The organism is Salmonella sp. SJTUF15570 (assembly GCF_043357055.1).
Lineage (GTDB): Bacteria > Pseudomonadota > Gammaproteobacteria > Enterobacterales > Enterobacteriaceae > Salmonella > Salmonella enterica.
In genome coordinates, this window is sequence record NZ_JBEUKJ010000004.1 from 335,991 (window position 1) to 355,513 (window position 19,523).

A 19,523-nucleotide genomic window follows, 5' to 3' on the forward strand; every position below is an offset into this window, starting at 1 on the left:
AAGTTTTGCGTTAAAACTTAACCGTAAATATTGGCGCGATCGCGCAGTTCTTTACCCGGTTTAAAGTGAGGAACGTATTTTCCTTCCAGTTCCACTTTATCGCCGGTCTTGGGGTTACGTCCGGTACGAGGCGCGCGGTAATGCAAAGAAAAACTGCCGAAACCGCGGATTTCAATACGCTCGCCCTGCGCAAGAGTCGAGGCCATATGCTCCAGCATCTCTTTTACCGCGTCTTCAACCGCCTTAGCGGGAATGTGAGATTGCTGGGTTGCAAGTCTTTCAATCAATTCTGACTTGGTCATGATTCCTCCGGTTCCTTAAAGGCAAATTGGCTGCAGCCGTGAGATTGATTAAGGGCGGCCGTAGCCGCCCTTAGTGCTTGATTACAGGCCGAAACCTGCAATCTGTCAAGTAATCTCGTTATACTTCGGACTAAAAGACCCGAAGTTTCAGAGGATTACTCGCCTTTAGCTGCTTTGAATGCTTCAGCCATTGCGTTGTTAGAGAAGTTTGCATCTTCCTGTTTGTTAACAGTTGCGATGGCATCTTTCTCATCAGCTTCGTCTTTCGCACGAACAGACAGGCTGATTGCGCGGTTTTTACGATCAACGCCGGTGAATTTAGCTTCAACGTCGTCGCCAACGCTCAGAACCAGAGTCGCATCTTCAACGCGGTCACGGGATGCTTCAGAAGCACGCAGGTAACCTTCAACGCCGTCAGCCAGTTCTACGGTTGCGCCTTTCGCGTCAACTGCAGTGACTTTACCGGTTACGATAGCGCCTTTCTTGTTCAGAGCAACCCAGTTGTTGAACGGATCTTCGGCGAGCTGTTTAACGCCCAGGGAGATACGTTCACGTTCTGCGTCAACCTGCAGAACAACTGCAGCGATTTCGTCGCCTTTTTTGTATTCACGAACTGCTTCTTCGCCTGCAACGTTCCAGGAGATGTCAGACAGGTGAACCAGGCCGTCGATGCCGCCGTCCAGGCCGATGAAGATACCGAAGTCAGTGATAGACTTGATTTTACCTTCAACGCGGTCGCCCTTGTTGTGGGTTTCTGCGAACTGCTGCCACGGGTTAGATTTGCACTGCTTCAACCCTAAGGAGATACGACGACGTTCTTCGTCGATATCCAGAACCATCACTTCCACTACGTCGCCAACGTTAACCACTTTGGACGGGTGGATGTTTTTGTTGGTCCAGTCCATTTCGGAAACGTGAACCAGGCCTTCAACGCCTTCTTCGATTTCAACGAAGCAGCCGTAGTCGGTCAGGTTGGTCACGCGACCGGTCAGTTTGGTACCTTCCGGATAACGTTTAGCGATAGCAACCCACGGATCTTCGCCCAGCTGTTTCAGGCCCAGAGATACACGGGTACGCTCGCGGTCGAATTTCAGCACTTTCACGTTGATTTCGTCGCCAACGTTCACGATTTCGCTCGGATGCTTAACGCGTTTCCAGGCCATATCAGTGATGTGCAGCAGGCCGTCAACGCCGCCCAGATCAACGAATGCACCGTAGTCAGTGAGGTTCTTAACGATACCTTTAACTTCCATGCCTTCCTGCAGGTTTTCCAGCAGCTGATCGCGTTCTGCGCTGTTTTCGGATTCGATAACGGCACGACGAGAAACCACAACGTTGTTACGTTTCTGGTCCAGCTTGATTACTTTGAATTCAAGCTCTTTGCCTTCCAGGTGCAGAGTGTCACGCACCGGACGAACGTCTACCAGAGAACCTGGCAGGAACGCGCGAATACCGTTCAGCTCAACAGTGAAGCCACCCTTAACTTTGCCGTTGATAACACCGGTAACAGTTTCAGCATCTTCGTAAGCTTTTTCCAACGTGATCCATGCTTCGTGACGTTTAGCTTTCTCACGAGAGAGCAGAGTTTCACCGAAGCCGTCTTCTACTGCATCCAGAGCAACGTCAACTTCGTCACCAACCTGGATTTCCAGTTCGCCCTGGGCGTTTTTGAACTGCTCAGCCGGAATGGCAGACTCAGATTTCAGACCGGCGTCAACCAGTACTACGTCTTTGTCGATAGCAACAACAACACCACGAACGATGGAACCCGGGCGGGTTTCGATTTCTTTTAAGGATTCTTCAAAGAGTTGAGCAAAAGATTCAGTCATGTTTAATCTTCAGGTTTCATATTTAACGTCCACCTGGCTCCGTGCCGGATGGGGTTGTTTAACATACCCGCTGTCAATCCTTTGCAACGGGGGTACTACAAATTCGGTCGCATTTAAGCGAGAGCCAATTTTTGGCGCGCATATTGTAACGCTTTTTCAATCACTTGCTCAATGCTTAATCGGGTAGAATCCAAAACTAATGCATCAGCAGCAGGAACTAACGGCGCTACAGCGCGATTACGATCGCGATCGTCGCGTTCCTTGATCTCGGCCAAAAGGCGTTCAAAGTTAACACTAAAGCCATTCTCCTGCAACTGTAGCATACGTCGATGCGCACGTTCCTCCGAGGAGGCGTCAAGGAAAATTTTTACCGGCGCATCCGGGAAGACTACGGTCCCCATATCGCGTCCATCGGCGATTAAACCAGGCGCTTCGCGGAATGCGCGTTGGCGGCGAAGAAGCGCTTCACGCACGCGTGGGAATGCCGCCACCTGGGATGCCGCGTTCGCGACTTCCTGCGTACGGATTTCGCCGCTAACGTCCTCGCCTTCCAGGATAACTTCCAGGTTGCCGTCCGTTGAGACGAAACGCACGTCCAGATGGGACGCCAGCGGCACCAGCGCATCTTCAGAGGCAAGATCGACATGGTGGTGCAATGCCGCCAGCGCCAGTACGCGGTATATCGCGCCGGAATCCAGCAGATGCCATTGCAATGCTTCCGCCATTGCTTTGCACAAGGTGCCTTTACCTGCACCGCTTGGGCCATCAATGGTTATTACCGGGGCAATTGCCGTCATCTTTATCTCCTTAAACAGGCGTACCGTTAACGTAAACGCCGCGCATTATACGCGCCAACGCTCGCGACCGTTAACGTTGCGTGCAAAAACCAGTTTTGTCTGTAATCAGATGCGGAATAATTGCGCAATTATAGCGGGCCGGCGAGAAACCAGCCCGAAAGATGACAATGATTTACTTTTTATCTTCGGCAATTCTGTCGCGCATATGCTGCGCGCGATCGGCTGAGGCCGGGTGGGAGTCCATCAATGATTTTGCATGACCTGCGTCCATTGTGGCGAATTTATCGAATGCCGTGACTAAGCCCTGGGTGTTAATCCCGCGTTTTTTCAGCAGATCGTAAGAGAAGTCATCCGCATCCGACTCCTGACTGCGAGAAAACGCCGAATTGATGACGCCTTCCGCCAGATCGCCCAATTGAGACTGGGAAAGCTGCGCTGCGACGCCGCTGGTGGCGGAAATCGCATCGCGAGCCGCCAGTGTGGCATAGGCGGTCTGCATTGCCTTGCGGGAGTGCCCTAAAGAGACATGGCCCAGTTCATGGCCCAGTACGCCTTCAATTTCATTATCGGTCATCAGATCCATCAGGCCGGAGTATACGCGAACGCAACCGTTCGCCATCGCCCATGCGTTGATATCGCTGGTCATATAGACTTTATAGCTAACCGGCGTACCGTCAATGTTGTTACCCAGCGCTTTAGCGATTTTGCTCAGACGTTTGGTGTATTTGCTTTTCGAACCTGCCAGTTGATTCTCGCTGTCCATTTGTTTACAGGCATTATTAGATAATGCTTTAACATCCGCATCGGACAGTGTGGCGGCTTTGTAGGCTGACATGCCGGAACTGGCGATTAAATTGCCATTCACGCCATTTTTACATCCTGCCAGTAGCGTAGCGGAAATCGCCACCGCCAGTAATAATGATTTATTTTTCATACTAATCTTCCGTTGATAACTATTATAAAAAACACATAAATCAATGTGTTAAATCATCAACAAATTAGCATTAGTCATAATTATAAAAATAGTGCGAATACGGACTCGGCGCGCCAGCCCGTCGACTGGCGCAATAGAAGACTTAGGCAGGCGTACTCATTCGCGCCAGTTGTTCGAAATAATCAGGGAACGTTTTTGCGGTACATTTAGGGTCCAGGATCGTAACTGGCGTATCGGACAGTGCGACCAGTGAGAAACACATCGCCATACGGTGGTCGTTGTACGTGCCAATATCCGCGTGTTGGAGCTTCGCCGGCGGCGTGATACGAATATAGTCGTGCCCTTCTTCGACTTCAGCGCCCACTTTACGTAGCTCGGTCGCCATCGCGAACAGGCGATCGGTTTCTTTCACTCGCCAGTTATAAATATTGCGCAACGTCGTGGTTCCTTTCGCAAACAACGCCGTGGTGGCAATCGTCATCGCCGCATCCGGAATATGGTTCATATCCATATCTATGGCGTGCAATTCGCCGCGCGTGCAGGCAATAAAATCATCGCCCCAGGTAATGGTCGCGCCCATTTTCTCCAGCACATCGGCAAAACGAATATCGCCCTGCATACTTTTGCGGCCAATCCCGGTCACTTTTACCGTGCCGCCTTTTATCGCCCCAGCGGCGAGAAAATAGGACGCTGACGAGGCATCGCCCTCGACCAGATAGCGACCTGGAGAGTGATACTGTTGACCGCCCTTCACGACAAATTGTTGGTAGTGATGGTTCGCTATCTCCACGCCAAAGGTTTTCATTAAATTTAGCGTGATATCGATGTAAGGTTTTGATACCAGTTCGCCTTTAACGCGAATAATTGTGTCTTCAGGCGCCAGCGGCGCCGTCATCAGCAGAGCGGTCAGGAACTGGCTGGAAACGCTACCATCAACCTCAATGTCGCCGCCGGTAAAACCGCCGCGCAGACGCAGGGGCGGATAGTTTTCCTGCTCCAGGTAATCAATATTCGCCCCGCCCTGACGCAGCGAATCGACCAGATGGCCTATCGGACGCTCTTTCATACGCGGTTCGCCGGTTAACACTATCTCATTTTGCCCCAGACATAGCGCTGCCGCTAACGGACGCATCGCGGTTCCGGCATTACCGAGAAACAGTTCCAGAGCGCCTGACGCGCGTAATGGGCCGCCATTACCCGTGATATCACAGCGGGTGCGATCGGCAGAAAGGGTGTAATTGATCCCCAACGCGCTCAGGGCATTGAGCATATGGCGGACGTCATCGCTATCCAGCAGATTCGTCAGAACGGTTTTACCACAAGCTAAAGCCGCCAGGAGCAAAGCACGGTTTGAAACACTTTTGGAGCCAGGTAAATTAATGGCGCCATCGACCCGCGCGATGGGTTGTAACGTCAGGGATTCCATGAAACTCAACTCTCAAAAAACAGAAATAAAAACCCCACAGACTGGCCGTGGGGATGAAAAAAGAAACGTATTAGCCGTGGCGACGCTCAAAATCGATCATGAAATCGGTCAGCGCTTTCACCCCTTCAATCGGCATGGCGTTATAGATAGAGGCGCGCATACCGCCAACAACACGGTGCCCTTTTAAGGCGTGCAGACCGGCGGCGAAAGACTCTTCCAGAAAGACCTTGTCCAGCGCATTGTCCGCTAACTGGAACGGAACGTTCATCCGTGAACGGTTGGCCTGTGCGACATCGTTACGGTAGAAATCGCTGTTATCAATCACACCGTACAGCAACTCCGCTTTTTGCTGATTGATTTTGTGCATCGCCGCCACGCCGCCCTGCGCTTTCAACCATTTGAACACCAGACCGGAAAGATACCAGGCGAAAGTCGGCGGCGTATTAAACATCGAGTCGTTATCATTCAGGACGGTGTAGTCGAGGATGGACGGGCAGCTCTCATGCGCCTTGCCTAACAGCTCCTCCCGGACGATAACCAGCGTCAGTCCTGCCGGACCGATATTCTTCTGCGCGCCAGCATAAATTACGCCATAGCGAGAGACATCCAGCGGCGCAGACAGGATGGTAGAAGAAAAGTCCGCCGTGACGACCACCTCCGGACCAAAATCAGGCGTTTCATCGATGGCGATGCCGTCAATGGTCTCATTCGGGCAATAGTGTAAATAAGCGGCGTTATCGGAAAGCTGCCACTCGCGCATCGGTTTTACGGCACGTTTGCCGTCAACGGTGATTTTGGCGTCGATAATCTGCGGCGCACAGTATTTTTTGGCTTCTTTGATAGCGCTCGCCGCCCAGTAACCGGCATCGACATAATCCGCCGTGGTTTTATCGCCCAGCAGATTGAGCGGCACGCCAGCAAACTGCCCGCGACCGCCGCCGTGACAAAATAAAACTTTATAGTTGGAGGGGATATTAAGGAGATCGCGAAAATCCTGCTCCGCCTCTTCAGCGACCTGGATAAACTCTTTGCCTCGATGGCTAATTTCCATTACCGACGTACCAAGACCGTGCCAGTCACGCAGTTCCTGTTGCGCCAGTTTAAGTACTTCCGCCGGTAGCATCGCCGGACCTGAACTAAAATTAAAGACCTGAGCCATTTCCCCTCACCACGCTGCATTGTTCCCTGCCTGACAGACATCAGGCAAACGTTATTCATGTGAATATCGGTTTTATCATTCAGTGACACGCGCCGCAATGGGTAAAACAATGCGAGGAGAAAATGCGGCATGCGTCACACAACAGAATCTTCCGGATTAACCGTATAAATCCGATATTTTCGCTGTTAAACAACGCGTTTAGCCCGGCTTGCCTTCGTCCATTCTGGATTTGCGCAGCGCGGACATAATTGCTTTTCCCCGGCGTTCATGCGTATCACTTCACTGCAACGTACGCAGGCATAGTCGCCAGCCTCCGGCGCCACGATAAAGCGTGGCGTACAGTGCTCAGGAAGAATGCTTAACCCCGGCTTAACGTCTTTATTTTCAAAGAAATAGACGCTGATTTGTCCGTTTGTCTCCAGAATGGCCAGTCTGACCTGCCCCAGTTGCTCAACGCCATTCAAGCGAAGCTCCATAAAAAACTCAAACTCCGTCATGTTTGAGCGCTGCAGTTTTTCCCACGCCAGTTCGCCGTCTTCAACAATGACCACCGACTTGCCTTCCAGCAGATCTTCCAACTTTTCACTATGCGCCATCAGCCACATGACCAGGCGATAGAGCAGCGCCAGGGTGATGAATACCACCAGAACAGGGAGCATCGGAACGTCATCATAAAACGCGACGTCGCCTGCCGCCGACCCCAATGTCAAAATGATCAGCACTTCAAAAAGCGACATTTGCCGTACGCCGCGTCGTCCTGTCACCTTTAAGAAAAGAAACACCAGAACAAAGGTGTAAAAGCTACGCAGCGCCACTTCCCCCAAAAACGCTACCGGCACGTTATCCAGCGCCATTCGTTGCAAATCAAATGCTTTCATTTTTTATGCTCTTCCTGTGAATTCCAGTGTAAAAGCATAGCCAATACTTTTATTTCCGCCGATGTCCCGGCGAGATAGCGCCCGTCACATAAAACCCGTATCATTGCGCGCTTTCCGTACGACAAAAGTGATTTTCATGACGCAAACATTTATTCCCGGCAAAGACGCCGCGCTGGAAGACTCCATCGCCCGCTTCCAGCAAAAGTTACTCGACCTCGGCTTTCACATCGAAGAGGCCTCCTGGCTGAACCCGGTGCCAAACGTCTGGTCAGTGCATATTCGCGATAAAGAGTGCGCGTTATGCTTTACCAACGGAAAAGGCGCGACCAAAAAAGCGGCGCTGGCCTCGGCGCTGGGCGAATACTTCGAGCGTCTGTCAACCAACTACTTTTTTGCTGATTTCTGGCTTGGCGAAACGATCGCCAACGGGCCATTCGTGCATTATCCGAACGAAAAGTGGTTCCCGCTGACTGAAAATGACGACGTACCGGAAGGCTTGCTTGATGCCCGTCTGCGCGCGTTTTACGATCCGGAAAATGAACTCACCGGAAGCCAGTTAATTGATCTTCAGTCCGGCAATGAAGCACGCGGCGTCTGCGGCCTGCCATTTACCCGTCAGTCCGATAACCAGACCGTGTATATTCCGATGAATATCATCGGCAACCTGTACGTCTCTAACGGAATGTCCGCCGGCAATACGCGTAATGAAGCCCGCGTTCAGGGACTGTCGGAAGTCTTCGAGCGTTATGTGAAAAATCGCATCATTGCGGAAAGTATCAGTCTGCCGGAGATTCCCGCAGAGGTGATGGCGCGTTATCCGGCGGTAATGGAGTCAATCGCCACGCTGGAAGCCGAGGGTTTCCCGATTTTCGCCTATGACGGCTCGCTGGGCGGTAAGTATCCGGTTATCTGCGTCGTGCTGTTCAACCCGGCTAACGGTACCTGCTTTGCTTCTTTTGGCGCCCATCCTGACTTTGGCGTTGCGCTGGAACGTACAGTGACCGAGCTACTCCAGGGACGCGGACTGAAAGATCTTGATGTCTTCACGCCACCAACGTTCGATGATGAAGAAGTCGCGGAGCACACTAATCTGGAGACCCACTTCATCGACTCCAGCGGCCTGATTTCCTGGGATCTGTTCAAACAGGACGCCGATTACCCGTTCACGGACTGGAGTTTTTCCGGCACTACCGAAGAAGAATTCGCCACGCTGATGGCCATCTTTGCTGCTGAAGATAAAGAAGTTTACATTGCCGATTACGAGCATCTCGGCGTATACGCCTGTCGTATTATCGTACCGGGAATGTCTGATATTTATCCTGCCGAAGATCTGTGGCTGGCCAACAACAATATGGGTAGCCATCTTCGTGAGACTCTGCTTTCGCTGCCCGGTAGCGCCTGGAATAAAGAAGACTATCTCAATCTGATTGAACAATTGGATGAAGAAGGTTTTGACGATTTCACCCGCGTGCGTGAACTGCTGGGTCTGGCGACCGGAGCGGACAATGGTTGGTATACACTGCGCGTCGGCGAATTAAAAGCAATGCTAGCGTTAGCGGGCGGCGATTTGGAGCAGGCGCTAATCTGGACAGAATGGACGATGGAGTTCAATTCGTCGGTCTTTAGTCCGGCACGCGCAAACTATTACCGTTGCCTGCAAACGCTGCTGCTCCTGTCGCAAGAAGATGCGCGTCAGCCACTGCAATATCTCAATGCTTTTATAAAAATGTATGGCGCGGAGGCTGTAGAAGCCGCCAGCGCCGCGCTTAGCGGTGAAGCGGCTTTTTATGGACTACCGGCTGTCGACCACGATCTACAAGCGTTCCCGGCGCATCAGTCCTTGTTAAAAGCGTATGATAAATTACAGCGCGCGAAAGCGGCATACTGGTCAAAATAAGGCCATATGAGTGACTTAGGGTAGGTTTACCCTCTCGGCTGCGTTATATTACGGGGCGCCTTTGCGGCCCCGTTTTATTTATTTTCACTAAACGGCGAAAAATGTAATAACAAGGTTAAATATTGGTTGTTGACATTAAATTAATTGACATAGTGATGTTACTTTATTTGTTGATTACTCCATATTAATTAACCGTGCAGCAGGAGGAGCCAGGAAAAAATTCAACTCTATTTATAATTTTTAAAATTTATTTTTATTAGGATAATCAAAAAGTTACACCGTAATTGCATAAAAGCCATGCGACTTACGGGCCTATAAGCCAGGCGAGATATGATCTATATCAAATTCTCATCTATAATGCTTTGTTAGTATCTCGTCGCCGACTTAATAAAGAGAGAGTTAGTGTGAAAGCTGACAACCCTTTTGACCTTTTACTCCCTGCAGCAATGGCCAAAGTGGCTGAAGAAGCAGGCGTCTATAAAGCAACGAAACATCCGCTTAAGACTTTCTATCTAGCGATTACCGCCGGCGTATTCATTTCAATTGCCTTTGTTTTTTATATTACTGCGACAACCGGTACTGGCGCGATGCCTTATGGTATGGCGAAACTTATCGGGGGTATCTGTTTCTCTTTGGGACTGATTCTCTGTGTTATTTGCGGCGCTGATCTTTTCACCTCTACTGTTCTGATCGTTGTAGCTAAAGCTAGCGGTCGCATCACCTGGGGGCAACTGGCTAAAAACTGGTTAAACGTCTATTTTGGTAACCTGATTGGCGCTCTGCTTTTCGTGTTACTGATGTGGCTTTCCGGCGAGTATATGACTGCCAACGGTCAATGGGGACTTAACGTCCTGCAAACCGCCGACCACAAAATGCACCACACTTTTATTGAAGCTGTCTGCCTCGGTATTCTGGCGAACCTGATGGTTTGTCTGGCCGTGTGGATGAGCTACTCAGGTCGTAGCCTGATGGACAAAGCGTTCATCATGGTACTGCCCGTCGCCATGTTTGTCGCCAGCGGTTTTGAGCACAGTATCGCAAACATGTTTATGATTCCTATGGGTATTGTAATACGCGATTTCGCTACACCGGAGTTTTGGACCGCGGTTGGTTCGTCTCCGGAAAGTTTTTCTCACCTGACCGTGATGAGCTTCATCACTGATAACCTGATTCCGGTCACGATCGGTAATATTATCGGCGGCGGTTTGTTGGTCGGGTTGACATACTGGGTCATTTACCTGCGTGGTAACGAGCATCATTAATCTGTTGATGCCCATTACACGCAGTAAATAAAAAATCCACTTAAGAAGGTAGGTGTTACATGTCCGAGCTTAATGAAAAGTTAGCCACAGCCTGGGAAGGTTTTACCAAAGGTGACTGGCAGAATGAAGTAAACGTCCGTGACTTCATTCAGAAAAACTACACTCCGTATGAGGGTGACGAGTCCTTCCTGGCTGGTGCTACTGACGCGACCACCAAGCTGTGGGACAGCGTAATGGAAGGCGTTAAACAGGAAAACCGCACTCACGCGCCTGTTGACTTTGACACCTCCGTTGCTTCCACCATCACTTCTCACGACGCTGGCTACATCAACAAAGCGCTTGAGAAAATTGTTGGTCTGCAGACTGAAGCTCCGCTGAAGCGTGCGATTATCCCGTTCGGCGGCATCAAAATGGTTGAAGGTTCCTGCAAAGCGTACAATCGCGAGCTGGACCCAATGATCAAAAAAATCTTCACCGAATACCGTAAGACCCACAACCAGGGCGTATTCGACGTTTATACTCCGGACATCCTGCGTTGCCGTAAATCCGGCGTGCTGACCGGTCTGCCGGATGCGTATGGCCGTGGTCGTATCATCGGTGACTACCGTCGCGTAGCGCTGTACGGTATCGACTACCTGATGAAAGACAAATTCGCACAGTTTACGTCTCTGCAATCCGATCTGGAAAACGGCATAAATCTGGAAGCGACTATCCGTCTGCGTGAAGAAATCGCTGAACAGCACCGCGCTCTGGGTCAGATCAAAGAAATGGCGGCTAAATACGGCTGCGATATCTCTGGTCCGGCGACTAACGCTCAGGAAGCAATCCAGTGGACTTACTTCGGTTACCTGGCTGCGGTTAAATCTCAGAACGGCGCAGCAATGTCCTTCGGTCGTGTATCCACCTTCCTGGATGCGTACATCGAACGTGACCTGAAAGCAGGCAAAATCACCGAGCAAGACGCACAGGAAATGATTGACCACCTGGTCATGAAATTGCGTATGGTTCGCTTCCTGCGTACTCCTGAATATGATGAACTGTTCTCCGGCGACCCGATTTGGGCAACCGAATCTATCGGTGGTATGGGCGTTGATGGCCGTACTCTGGTCACCAAAAACAGCTTCCGCTTCCTGAACACCCTGTACACCATGGGGCCGTCTCCGGAGCCGAACATCACCGTTCTGTGGTCTGAAAAACTGCCGCTGAACTTCAAGAAATTCGCCGCTAAAGTCTCCATCGACACCTCTTCTCTGCAGTACGAGAACGATGACCTGATGCGTCCGGACTTCAACAACGATGACTACGCTATCGCATGCTGCGTAAGCCCGATGATCGTTGGTAAACAAATGCAGTTCTTCGGCGCGCGTGCAAACCTGGCGAAAACCATGCTGTACGCAATCAACGGCGGCGTTGATGAAAAACTGAAAATGCAGGTTGGTCCGAAATCCGAACCGATCAAAGGCGATGTTCTGAACTTCGACGAAGTGATGGATCGCATGGATCACTTCATGGACTGGCTGGCTAAACAGTATGTCACCGCGCTGAACGTTATCCACTACATGCACGACAAGTACAGCTACGAAGCCTCTCTGATGGCGCTGCACGACCGTGACGTTATCCGCACCATGGCGTGTGGTATCGCTGGTCTGTCCGTTGCGGCTGACTCCCTGTCTGCTATCAAATATGCGAAAGTTAAACCGATTCGTGACGAAGATGGTCTGGCTATCGACTTCGAAATCGAAGGCGAATACCCGCAGTTTGGTAACAACGACGCTCGTGTAGATGACATGGCGGTTGACCTGGTAGAACGTTTCATGAAGAAAATTCAGAAACTGACCACCTACCGTGGCGCTATCCCGACGCAGTCTGTTCTGACCATCACTTCTAACGTTGTGTATGGTAAGAAAACCGGTAACACCCCGGATGGTCGTCGCGCTGGCGCGCCGTTCGGACCAGGTGCTAACCCGATGCACGGTCGTGACCAGAAAGGCGCTGTCGCTTCTCTGACCTCCGTTGCTAAACTGCCGTTTGCTTACGCGAAAGATGGTATTTCTTATACCTTCTCTATCGTTCCGAACGCACTGGGTAAAGACGACGAAGTTCGTAAGACTAACCTGGCAGGTCTGATGGATGGTTACTTCCACCACGAAGCGTCCATCGAAGGCGGTCAGCACCTGAACGTCAACGTCATGAACCGTGAAATGCTGCTGGACGCGATGGAACATCCGGAAAAATATCCGCAGCTGACCATCCGTGTATCTGGTTACGCAGTACGTTTTAACTCCCTGACGAAAGAACAGCAGCAGGACGTTATTACTCGTACCTTCACGCAGACCATGTAATGGGTTTGACTGAAATTACGCTATAAAAAGCGTACAAAAAAGGCTCCATGTCAGTGGAGCCTTTTTAATTTTTTATATAAGCATATTGCGACAACCAGAACCGTCACTTATAAATAAAGTGTTATTATGTGATCTATATATTCTTCTCAGAATAGCATCAATTTCTCTTTTATTATTTTGATACTCATTATAATCCTTATTTAATACATCAGAAAACAGCATGGTGTTAGTTTCTATTAAATCAGGTAACAATGACGGTTTATATGCTTGTAGCAGATAGCTAAGTATTGGATGAACCATATCAAACAGGACTTCCCCTTCTAATTCCCAGTAACCTATTTTAAAAAATTGGGTAGCAATACTAAAAGACCCCATTTGAAGACAGCATAGTTTGTTCATCTCCTCTTCAGTAAGCGTACCATTCCATTGAACACATGCCATTTTTCGATCTTCTCCAGATCGCATAAGCTTATAAACTTCATCCTTAATGTCATCATCCTCATTAACTGCATCTTTAAGTTCATTAGCAAAGCCTTCTAATAATTCTGGATAGCGAGCAATTTTTTCTCCATACTTAATACATACTTTAAAAAACAACTCTACTTCATCGTCTTCCATCACTTTAAAAATACAGTTTTCTGAGACGTTGAGGAGACGATGCAAATTACATTTATCAATAACCTGGCCATCAATCTCAAATAAAACTTGTGTCTGATTCATATCAAAACGCATAACAAAGCGCTCTTGTTGAGATGGATTAGCATATTGTTTTAATTGTGTAAAGGCATGTATCTTCTCCATGCCGGTTATATCAACATTAAGTTCAGCTTGATTTTCACGTTCACATCCATGGATGAGTGTATATAATACCTCCAGCACCTCTTTTTTTTTGTGTGTTCTGAAGCAGTCCTTAAATCTATCCCATACCCCCATGTATAGCGCTTCTTCTTTATCAGGACTCATCAAACGGGTTAGCCGTGAAGTATTAACTTCATAGTTATGACGATTACCAAAACTTAACGTAACTGGCATAATAACTCCTTTGATTATTTACCGCGAAAGCAAAATCCAATCCGTTGCTCTCATTTTTTGATTAAAACCACACTCTATTTAAGAGATTGAATCAGTCCGGGTTTAGAAATAACATCAGATTTACACCTGATTGCGCGTTGAATGCAACGCCAGGCGCTGGACAGGCGTAACGTTCTTTGGACGCATCTGAATTATGTTGAGAATTATTTTCGTTCTGACCACAACAAAACAGTGCCAACCATTCGAAAAAAGAGGCGGATCATAAACAGCAAAACCAGGACGCTACGGATGATACACTTACAGTATGTATTGCGGTTCGGGCGTTACGAGCTGATGAATGAGCCAGAATTTCTGGCGGTGCGAGTTATGCAGCATAGATTTGCCGTATATTTTATACTGAATAGAGGTAAAATAGCTCCATTGCAGCACATTCTGGAACAGCCACACATTCTGTAGTCCAAAATTTACGCTCGCAGTACCGCTTTTTTACAGGATGCAACCCCCTTACCAGGGTGCTCAACATGCCCGGAATGTGTCCATAAACCCCATGTTATTTAGAGCTAACCGAAGCGATATGAGTAACTTAACCGATTGTATTACAAATGAAAGTGTTGCAGTAACTGCTGATAAAAAGCCGGTTATTGGTCGCATTCACTCCTTTGAGTCCTGTGGCACCGTTGATGGCCCAGGCATCCGCTTTATTACCTTTTTCCAGGGCTGCCTGATGCGCTGCCTGTATTGCCATAACCGCGACACATGGGATACGCATGGCGGTAAAGAAATCACCGTTGAAGACTTAATGAAAGAGGTGGTGACCTATCGGCATTTTATGAATGCTTCTGGCGGCGGCGTGACGGCATCCGGCGGCGAGGCCATTTTGCAGGCAGAATTTGTACGCGACTGGTTTCGCGCCTGTAAAAAAGAAGGTATCCACACCTGTCTCGACACCAACGGCTTTGTGCGCCGTTATGACCCGGTGATTGATGAACTGCTGGACGTTACCGATCTGGTGATGCTCGATCTCAAGCAGATGAATGATGAGATCCACCAGAATCTGGTCGGTGTCTCTAATCACCGGACGCTGGAATTCGCGCAGTATTTATCAAAGAAAAATGTGAAGGTCTGGATCCGTTACGTTGTCGTTCCCGGCTGGTCTGACGACGATGATTCCGCGCATCGCCTGGGCGAGTTTACCCGCGATATGGGTAATGTCGAAAAAATCGAACTGCTGCCCTATCATGAGCTGGGCAAACATAAATGGGTGGCAATGGGCGAAGAATATAAACTGGATGGCGTGAAGCCGCCTAAAAAAGAGACCATGGAACGTGTAAAGGGTATTCTTGAGCAGTATGGTCATAAAGTGATGTATTAATCGCCTGCTATCTTACCCGCTTTTAAACGGCTACCCATGACGGTAGCCGTTTTGCTGTCTGGGTAACGCTCTTACCGCTAAAATACCCGACCCCGCCGTCAGACAGGCCTTGTTAACAATATTGCGCTTACCTGGTATTAAATACAGAGTCGCTTATCTGCTGCTGGGTTGAAGGTCTGACAACTATTGCTGCCCCGGCGCCTGTTAATACCGTGGTCTCCGCCTGGAACCCAGGCACCTGTAACCTTAAAAGGCGCTCGCCTGACAGGAGCGCCGTGGAAAAGAGCGTCGTTATGTGTTTCTACGCGCCAGCAATGGGAAAATTAATCCCAACCCAACCAGGACAAAAGGCGTCACGATGTTCAACGTCAGCTGGAATGTCCACTCCGGTGTGAACGCCTCCATTTTGGGGAAAATACCGGTAAGGCAGGCAAACGCGGTGAAGGCAAAACACCATATCCCCACAGTTAACGCCAACGCCCGGTTGCGAATAAACACATATTCGGGTTTGTACTTTTGCGCCAGTCGAATGACGGCAATAAAGGCGACAAATACCCACAGATAGCGCAGCGGCATAACAACTGAGTTGAGATTAAGCAGCCATTTGTACAGGTTGTTCATATCGCCGATGCCAAGCGTTGGCAACATAATCAAGATAGCGACCAACACTAATGTCAGCAAATAACCGTTAACTGGTGTACCTGAAGCGTTAGTACGACATAAGCGCTGCGGGATATATTTACTGTCTGCATCACCCAGTAAGACTTTCAGTGGCGCATCAATAGAAAACACCAGCGCGGCGATTTGCCCCAGAGTATTGGCAATGGCATAAATCACCATTAATGAATTACCCATATGGTAATACTCACCCAATTTCTGGAATGCATAATATTGCCCATTGGTCATTAAATCGTCAGGTATATGCCGGGAATCAAACATCATTCCCATCGCCAACGAACCGAGGATAGCGCAGACCGCAACCATGACGGCTAAAAAGAGCATCCCCTTCGGAAATTCTTTTCCTGGATTCCGCGTCTGGTTAACGTAAGGCGAGATCTTCTCTGCCCCACCAACCGCAAAGACCAACATAGAGATGGTGGTGATATAGGTAAAATCGATATGAGGAATAAATGACTGCCAGGTGATGTTAGTGGTCGCAATTTCAACGTTTGTAATTGCTGGCGCGGTCACTGCCATCACAACATATAAAATTGACATGATAAACATGGCAATCCCGGCCACAGACCCCACAACCTTTAGCGATTTCATCCCCCTGGAAGCAACCCACATAAAGAAAACAAACAATGCCAGCGTCAGCCCCTGCAAGGCAACGACGGTATATTCTTTTATCAACGAGCCGTCGCCTTTTAAAGCCCATCCCAATGCAATGAGTATCGCCTGCGGCTTTTGCGCCAGGTAGGGAATATGCACGACCCAATAGGTCCATGCCGCAAGGTAAGCCAACCCCGGCCCCATCGTATGCTTAATCCAGGTACTGACGCCCCCTTTTCCCTCTTTGAAGGTTGAGCCCAGTTGCCCCACGATTAAGGCATAAGGAATAAAATAGAGCGCAAAAATAAACACCCAGGAGAAGACAACCACTAACCCCTGGTTAGCATAGTTATTGACAACATTGCCGAATCCCCAAACGGTAATAAACGACATCAGGGCGATGTTGTACCATCGCAACTGTTTTTCCTGCACATTCGGCATAACGCGATCCTTCGTGAACACAATGCTATTACTATAAATGAAGCGGGGGATTATGCGCGGTAAAGACGAAGAGAGAAAATAGAGGAACGCAAAATTATAACCTTCGGCACATTTTATTTTTCAGTAAAGCAAGAAAATTATGCAGGTCAATTATTTTACGTAAAACATAAACAAAGAGTATGCAAGACTCACGTCCTGCATACGATTCAGAGAACAGTTAGATGTGGGCGACAGGATTGGGCGTCTGGCCGGCGTTACGTAACAGCATCAGCAGATAAATAAACGATACGCTGGCGATCATAATAAACAGCAGATTATCTGAATAATTCTGCATTAACATCGCAGCAAAAGACGGCCCCAACAGGCTCCCTACCGTATAACTTAACAACAGCGCCTGGTTCATTGCCACAAGCTGGTGGTGTTCGACTTTTTCACAGGCCCAGGCCATTGCAACAGGATAAAGCGTAAAACCCGCCGCCCCCAGAATAAACAGAGCTGGCGCCATCGCCGCCTGGGTTAACATGGCAATACTGCCGAGTATGACAACGAATACCTGTACGCGTAATACCAGCAAGCGACCAAATTTGTCCGCCAGACGTCCCATTGGCCATTGCCCCAAAATACCGGCGCTCACCAGCACCGCCATCCAGAAACCGATGCTGGCGTTAGCCATCCCCTGATGCTTCAGATATAACGGCATCAGACCATATAATGAACCAAGAACAATGCCGGAAATAATACAACCATTCACGCCAAGACGCGCCTGGCGTAGCTTCAGCATGGCGCTAATAGAAGAGGAATGACGTGTCTGCGTTTGCTGATTTACAATTCGGGTAAAGAGTAGCGGCAGAATTCCCGCCAGAATCATTCCGGTCACCCAGGGAAGGACGTGCAGCAATTCACCAGATACTTTACTGACCAATAATTGTCCAAGGAAGGTCCCCATGTAATAGACCATCATATAGGCAGCAAGCAGGCGCCCGCGATTATGCGAGGTTCCGCTGCACATCAACGCGCTCTCGACAACCACCCAAATCATAGCGCAGCCGATACCGGCAATAAAACGCCAGCTCATCCAGCTCCAGAACCCCACCATCACCCCCAACCCGACACAACCCGCGGCGAAGATCAGCGAGGCAAGATAATAGCTACGGTTAAACCCAATGCGTTTAATTAAATACCCGGTAAATAACGTCCCGACCAGATTGCCGGTAAAATAAGACGAGCTGACCATCCCCACCTGCCAGGTCGGAAGGTTTGCCTGAGCAAGCCACAGCGGCACAAGCGTATTCAGTACCGCAATGGCCAGGGTCAACAAAAGTAGCCCGCACAGCAAAAGCATGACGGGACGGGTATAGGTGGACATGAATAAAAACCGTGAGGAAGTTCAAATTTCATGCGCATCATGCCATCGCCAAAAACATTGTCAATCGGCTCCGCATGGGCGATCCGCAAGTTTTGAGACTATCGATTTGATTTACTTATTCTGCACGTGAATATATTGAAAGGCTAAAAATTCATCCCCTTGTTTTTATTGATCTAACCCGCAAAATCGGCGTTTTGTTCAGTCGAAAAATTTCATGGTTCCTTTAGCTTCGTTTTCTTCTCTATGGATTTATATGCGTCTTCTACGCCCCGGTTATATTCCTTAGATTGATGGCGGCTAAAGACGCATTCGGCCTGCACGTTCTGCAGGCCGAATGCGCGTCAACGCGTTAGCTGGCTACCGCCATGCCCACGGTCATATGCAGCCCATAGAATACGCCGCGGCCAATCAATTCCCCCGCCAGCATCAGAATGAAGGCGACAGAGAGCAACGGTACCGCAGGTTGATACCCTTTTAACTGTGGCACAATCCAGCAGCACAACGCCGCCGCAAGCAGCACCATACGCCAGGCCATCAGGGAACCATAATCCGGCACCAGAGCAGACGCCTGCTGAATGGAACTGTGAATCGTCGCCAGTTCCGCGCCCTGCATGGCCACCATAATGGCAATAACCACCAGCGCCAGCACCGAAACCGCAGGCAACAGACGCATCGCCCAACCGTTCACGCCCGCGATGCGCAGCAGCAGATAACCCAGTAGCGGGCCACCCATAAAGAGCGTCAGGAAGAAGCCCAGCGGCGTCCAGACGCTATACCAGGTCGGTACTGTATCGATGCTGTTATAGACGCGTACCATCATCCAGACGAAGACGACGCCCAGTACCATCGTGATAATCAGCCAGAGTGTGCGCAGTGCCGGCGGCAGCTTTTTCAGTACCGCCAGCAGCCAGCCAATCCCGCCGACCGCAAAAAACACCGAGCCGCTGGCAATTTCATTGCTCAGTGCGGAAGCACCCACGCGGTTAAGCGAGTTAAACGCGCGCATCGGCGAGCCCAGATGCAGCATCGAGGCGATAAAGCCAATCCCCATCAGCACCCACAGACCAAACATACAGGCGATCACCCGCTGCTGCGTTTCCGCGCGCAGGTCGCCCTTCATCAGCGCCAGAGCCAGAACAATAAAACCACCGGCCACGCACTGACCAAAGACCGTGAAGATCATCAACGGCCATTCATGCCATCCACTTCCCATC

General features: G+C 49.6%; 15 protein-coding genes and 1 pseudogene. 5 read left to right on the forward strand and 11 right to left on the reverse strand.

Annotation, left to right across the window (positions count from 1 at the left end):
• Positions 1–17 precede the first annotated feature (17 nt).
• The 7 genes from ihfB to ABVN44_RS10435 form a co-directional block, all read right to left on the reverse strand.
• A complete protein-coding gene (gene ihfB, locus ABVN44_RS10405) occupies positions 18–302 on the reverse strand; it encodes an integration host factor subunit beta (RefSeq protein WP_000167332.1) in 285 nt (94 codons plus the stop codon).
• Between the two features lie 155 nt (positions 303–457).
• A complete protein-coding gene (gene rpsA / locus ABVN44_RS10410; RefSeq protein ID WP_000140324.1) occupies positions 458–2,131 on the reverse strand; it encodes a 30S ribosomal protein S1 in 1,674 nt (557 codons plus the stop codon).
• A 113-nt stretch (positions 2,132–2,244) separates the two neighbouring features.
• The gene (gene cmk / locus ABVN44_RS10415; protein WP_000125007.1) at positions 2,245–2,928 is read right to left on the reverse strand and encodes a (d)CMP kinase; all 684 of its coding nucleotides are present in this window, start codon (positions 2,926–2,928) and stop codon (positions 2,245–2,247) included.
• Between the two features lie 172 nt (positions 2,929–3,100).
• Entirely contained in the window at positions 3,101–3,862 is a 762-nt protein-coding gene (locus tag ABVN44_RS10420) for a M48 family metallopeptidase (RefSeq protein ID WP_000792301.1), read from the reverse strand.
• Between the two features lie 142 nt (positions 3,863–4,004).
• On the reverse strand, positions 4,005–5,288 hold the full coding sequence (gene aroA / locus ABVN44_RS10425) for a 3-phosphoshikimate 1-carboxyvinyltransferase (protein WP_001528800.1): 1,284 nt from the start codon (positions 5,286–5,288) through the stop codon (positions 4,005–4,007).
• Positions 5,289–5,358: 70 nt separating this feature from the next.
• Positions 5,359–6,447, reverse strand: coding sequence for a 3-phosphoserine/phosphohydroxythreonine transaminase (gene serC / locus ABVN44_RS10430; RefSeq protein WP_393954265.1), 1,089 nt, complete (start codon positions 6,445–6,447; stop codon positions 5,359–5,361).
• Positions 6,448–6,632: 185 nt separating this feature from the next.
• On the reverse strand, positions 6,633–7,325 hold the full coding sequence (locus ABVN44_RS10435) for a DUF421 domain-containing protein (protein ID WP_000642866.1): 693 nt from the start codon (positions 7,323–7,325) through the stop codon (positions 6,633–6,635).
• A gap of 136 nt (positions 7,326–7,461) precedes the next feature.
• On the opposite strand from ABVN44_RS10435, the gene ycaO reads away from it, so the two are divergent.
• From ycaO to pflB, 3 genes are all read left to right on the forward strand, one after another.
• Positions 7,462–9,222 (forward strand): 30S ribosomal protein S12 methylthiotransferase accessory factor YcaO, encoded by a 1,761-nt coding sequence (gene ycaO, locus ABVN44_RS10440; protein WP_001747674.1) that lies wholly within the window; start codon positions 7,462–7,464, stop codon positions 9,220–9,222.
• Positions 9,223–9,626: 404 nt separating this feature from the next.
• Positions 9,627–10,484, forward strand: a complete 858-nt coding sequence (gene focA / locus ABVN44_RS10445) for a formate transporter FocA (RefSeq protein ID WP_000642539.1) — start codon at positions 9,627–9,629, stop codon at positions 10,482–10,484.
• Between the two features lie 59 nt (positions 10,485–10,543).
• A complete protein-coding gene (gene pflB, locus ABVN44_RS10450) occupies positions 10,544–12,826 on the forward strand; it encodes a formate C-acetyltransferase (protein ID WP_058109590.1) in 2,283 nt (760 codons plus the stop codon).
• A 72-nt stretch (positions 12,827–12,898) separates the two neighbouring features.
• On the opposite strand, the gene sopD2 is transcribed toward pflB, so the two are convergent.
• On the reverse strand, positions 12,899–13,858 hold the full coding sequence (gene sopD2 / locus ABVN44_RS10455; protein WP_048348816.1) for a type III secretion system effector SopD2: 960 nt from the start codon (positions 13,856–13,858) through the stop codon (positions 12,899–12,901).
• A 130-nt stretch (positions 13,859–13,988) separates the two neighbouring features.
• Between sopD2 and ABVN44_RS10460 the strand changes: the two are divergent.
• Both ABVN44_RS10460 and pflA read left to right on the forward strand, forming a co-directional pair.
• Positions 13,989–14,314 (forward strand): annotated as a pseudogene (locus ABVN44_RS10460) (cytoplasmic protein).
• Positions 14,315–14,432: 118 nt separating this feature from the next.
• Positions 14,433–15,230, forward strand: a complete 798-nt coding sequence (pflA, locus tag ABVN44_RS10465) for a pyruvate formate lyase 1-activating protein (RefSeq protein ID WP_000067928.1) — start codon at positions 14,433–14,435, stop codon at positions 15,228–15,230.
• 291 nt (positions 15,231–15,521) lie between these two features.
• On the opposite strand, the gene ABVN44_RS10470 is transcribed toward pflA, so the two are convergent.
• The 3 genes from ABVN44_RS10470 to ABVN44_RS10480 form a co-directional block, all read right to left on the reverse strand.
• On the reverse strand, positions 15,522–16,943 hold the full coding sequence (locus ABVN44_RS10470; protein ID WP_001134264.1) for an APC family permease: 1,422 nt from the start codon (positions 16,941–16,943) through the stop codon (positions 15,522–15,524).
• 217 nt (positions 16,944–17,160) lie between these two features.
• Entirely contained in the window at positions 17,161–18,309 is a 1,149-nt protein-coding gene (locus tag ABVN44_RS10475; RefSeq protein WP_000109274.1) for an MFS transporter, read from the reverse strand.
• Positions 18,310–18,658: 349 nt separating this feature from the next.
• Complete coding sequence (locus ABVN44_RS10480) at positions 18,659–19,522, reverse strand: dimethyl sulfoxide reductase anchor subunit family protein (RefSeq protein WP_000534681.1); 864 nt, start codon at positions 19,520–19,522, stop codon at positions 18,659–18,661.
• Between the last annotated feature and the right edge of the window lies 1 nt (position 19,523).